This is a genomic window from Pseudomonas sp. SDO5522_S412, assembly GCF_054071215.1.
In genome coordinates, this window is sequence record NZ_JBSVWQ010000387.1 from 1 (window position 1) to 2,869 (window position 2,869).

Genomic DNA, 2,869 nt, shown 5'->3' on the forward strand with positions numbered 1-2,869 from the left:
ATACATGTCTGACTGATACACCGCCTTCGCGAGCAAGCCCGCTCCCACATTTGACCGAGTCAGTCTCGGGATTCAGGCCAGGCCGGCATCCGTGGTCGGCACAATCAATATCCCTGCTCGCAAGCCATTCTTGACCTTCGGGTTCGGGAAGATGATGCGCGCGCCCTCCTCTTCGATTACCCAGCGGGTCTTGGCAATGTCCTCGGCCAGCAGATAACCCTTCTCCAACTCCGAAAAGTTTTCCACGTCCGCCGGCAAATGCAGGACGAAGGTATCGCTGTGCTTGATCACTTCCCGGGAGACGCTGAACAGCTGCAGGCCATCCAGGCTCTCGGTGGCCGGCTCGTTACCCTCGATGATCTGCGTGAGGCGGGTTTCCAGGCGCGATACGTCCACGCCCTGGTTCTGCCCGAACGGCCGGGCCTTGCCCAACTCCAGGGTGAAGGACTCGGCCTCCAGCTGCTCATAGGTAAACGCCGTGAAGGTGATCGACGTCTTGTTCTGCAACAGCACCGCCTCCAGGCCCGCGGCTCGCAGGCGCGCCAGTTCACGACGTGAATGCTGGCGACCGTCCTTCCACGGGTACAGTGCGAACTGCTCGATCTTCGAGCCACGGATGGCGGTGTGCAGGTCGTAGTGCAAACGGCTACGCCCAGGCATGCTGAAGAAGGTGCGGGCCAACTGTTCAAGCTCGGCGGCGCGCATGGCTTCAGGGCCGATGTTTTGTTCATGACGGCCGTTGAACAGCCGGTTGACGTCCAGTTCGAGGTAACGCTCGCCGCGGCGCATGGCCTCGGGGTTGCCGAACAGGAACAGGATACGGGTACGGGGCTTGATCTCCCCACGGGCGATGCCCTGCAGCAAGCGGTCGGCCAATTCGATCGGCGCGGTTTCGTTGCCATGGATGCCGGACGACAGCAGCACGTCGCTGCCGTTGTCCCGCGCCTCAGGAGGCCGCACTTCCAGCGCGCCCTCACTGAGCCAGCGCAGTTGCACGCCGTCGACAGTCAGTTGAATTTTTTGCGCCGGTTCGCGACCGGCGAGGGTCAGTTCAAGCAGTTTGCCGAGGGCGAGCATACGCAGCTTCCTTAGTGGTTGCAGCCAGGACCGTGGACGTGATCGTCGTCATCACCTTCAACGTCGGCCGGTTCCATTTCCAGTTGCAGGCTCATCAGGTTGGTGGCCAATGGGCGCATCAGCAGGTTGGCGTATTCCGCGTCGCCTTCTTCCACGTCCACGCCGATCAGCAGTTGGCCACGGCCGTCGTGCTGGATCCAGATCTCCTTGCCCTGCCACACCACGGCGACGCGGGTGCAGGAAGTTTCCAGCTGGGTGCCGTCGGTGTCTTCAAGGATCAGTTTCAGGGTGTCGGTGGTCATAAATAGTTCTCAGCCGTGCGGCGTTAATTGATCTGGAAAGGATAAACCGAGCCCAGTTTAAGGATTTGCGTCAGTTCATCCAGTGCCGTCCGGCACTCAAGCAGCAATTGCGGGTCAGCCAGGTCGGTTTCCCGCAGGCTGTCGCGGTAGTGCTTGTCGACCCATTGGGTCAGCGTGTCGTACAACGGCGCCGTCATGATAACCCCTGGGTTGACCGCCGCCAGTTCGGTTTCATTCAAGGCTACACGCAAGCGCAGGCACGCCGGGCCACCGCCGTTCTGCATGCTTTGCTTGAGGTCGAAGACTTTGACTTCACGGACCAGCCCGCCGGAGGACGTCAGGCCTTGCAGGTACTGCCAGACACGCTCGTTGGCGCGGCATTCTTCCGGCACGATCAGCAGCATCGAACCGTCGGCGCGGGTCAGCAGCTGGCTGTTGAACAGGTAGGAACGCACCGCGTCTTCAACACCCACCTGGGCCCGTGGCACGCAGATCGACTGGAAATTGCCGCCGAGCTTGCCGAGCTTGCCCTGCAATTCACCGAGCATCTGATCGGTATTGAGGAACGCATCCTCGTGATAGAACAGCACCTCGCCATTGCCCACCGCGATCACATCGTTGTGGAACACACCGGCATCGATCACCGCCGGGTTCTGCTGGGCGTAGACCACGCCGTCATCCCGCAGGCCGTGCAGGCGCGCGACCGCCTGGGAAGCTTCAAGGGTCTGGCGTGCCGGGTACTTTTGCGGCGCCGGGTAGCGGGTGTCGAACGCGCTGCGGCCGAACACGAAAAACTCTACGCCCGCCTCGCCATAGTCCCGGCAGAAACGCGTGTGGTTGGCCGCGCCTTCGTCACCGAACTGCGCCACCGCCGGTAATGCGGCGTGGTGGGCGAAGTGCTTCTGGTCAGCGAACATCGCCCCCAGCACGCGGCTGGTGGTCGGGTGTTCGATGCTGCGGTGGTATTTGCAGTTGAGGTTGGCGGCGGTGAAATGCACGCGGCCGTCAAAGGTGTCGGCGCTCGGGCTGACGGTCGCGGCATTGGCCACCCACATGCTCGACGCCGAGCAACTGGCAACCAGCAGCGGCATGGCTTGCTTGGCGGCCTGCTGGATGACTTGTGCGTCGGTGCCGGCAAAACCGAGGTTGCGCAAGGCGGCCACATCCGGACGTTCCTGGGGCGCCAGCACACCTTGCACAAAGCCCATTTCCATCAGGGCCTTCATCTTCGCCAAGCCTTGCAGCGCAGCTTCCTTCGGGTTGGAGGACTGCTGGCTGTTGCTTTGGGACGCGACGTTGCCGTAGGACAAGCCGCCGTAGTTATGGGTCGGCCCCACTAGACCGTCAAAATTGACTTCACAGGATTTCATCGGCGAGGCTCCACGAACATCTGTATTTTTATAGGCATCAAATTACTTGAACACACCACAAATCAAGTGTGGGAGCGGGCTTGCTCGCGAAAGCGGTGGTTCAGTCGCCTGAAATGTTGA

At 61.4% G+C, this 2,869-nt stretch carries 3 protein-coding genes; all 3 read right to left on the minus strand.

The genetic code is table 11. From position 1 onward, the window contains the following. Positions 1-72: 72 nt before the first annotated feature. The 3 genes from astE to astB are packed head-to-tail and all read right to left on the minus strand — an operon-like array spanning position 73 to position 2,749. Positions 73-1,077: a succinylglutamate desuccinylase gene (gene astE / locus ACW9I6_RS31835; protein ID WP_457340221.1), complete on the minus strand. Its 1,005-nt coding sequence runs from the start codon at positions 1,075-1,077 to the stop codon at positions 73-75. An 11-nt stretch (positions 1,078-1,088) separates the two neighbouring features. After that, positions 1,089-1,379 (minus strand): hypothetical protein, encoded by a 291-nt coding sequence (locus tag ACW9I6_RS31840; RefSeq protein ID WP_003214319.1) that lies wholly within the window; start codon positions 1,377-1,379, stop codon positions 1,089-1,091. A gap of 23 nt (positions 1,380-1,402) precedes the next feature. Beyond that, positions 1,403-2,749 carry an N-succinylarginine dihydrolase gene (gene astB, locus ACW9I6_RS31845; protein WP_457340222.1) on the minus strand — a complete coding sequence of 449 codons (1,347 nt, stop codon included), beginning with the start codon at positions 2,747-2,749 and terminating at the stop codon, positions 1,403-1,405. Positions 2,750-2,869 lie beyond the last annotated feature (120 nt).

Coding starts and splice junctions, on each gene's coding strand:
- ACW9I6_RS31840 (WP_003214319.1), bottom strand. CDS start 1,379: ATGACCACCGACACCCTGAAACTGATCCTTGAAGACACCGACGGCACC.
- astE (WP_457340221.1), bottom strand. CDS start 1,077: ATGCTCGCCCTCGGCAAACTGCTTGAACTGACCCTCGCCGGTCGCGAA.
- astB (WP_457340222.1), bottom strand. CDS start 2,749: ATGAAATCCTGTGAAGTCAATTTTGACGGTCTAGTGGGGCCGACCCAT.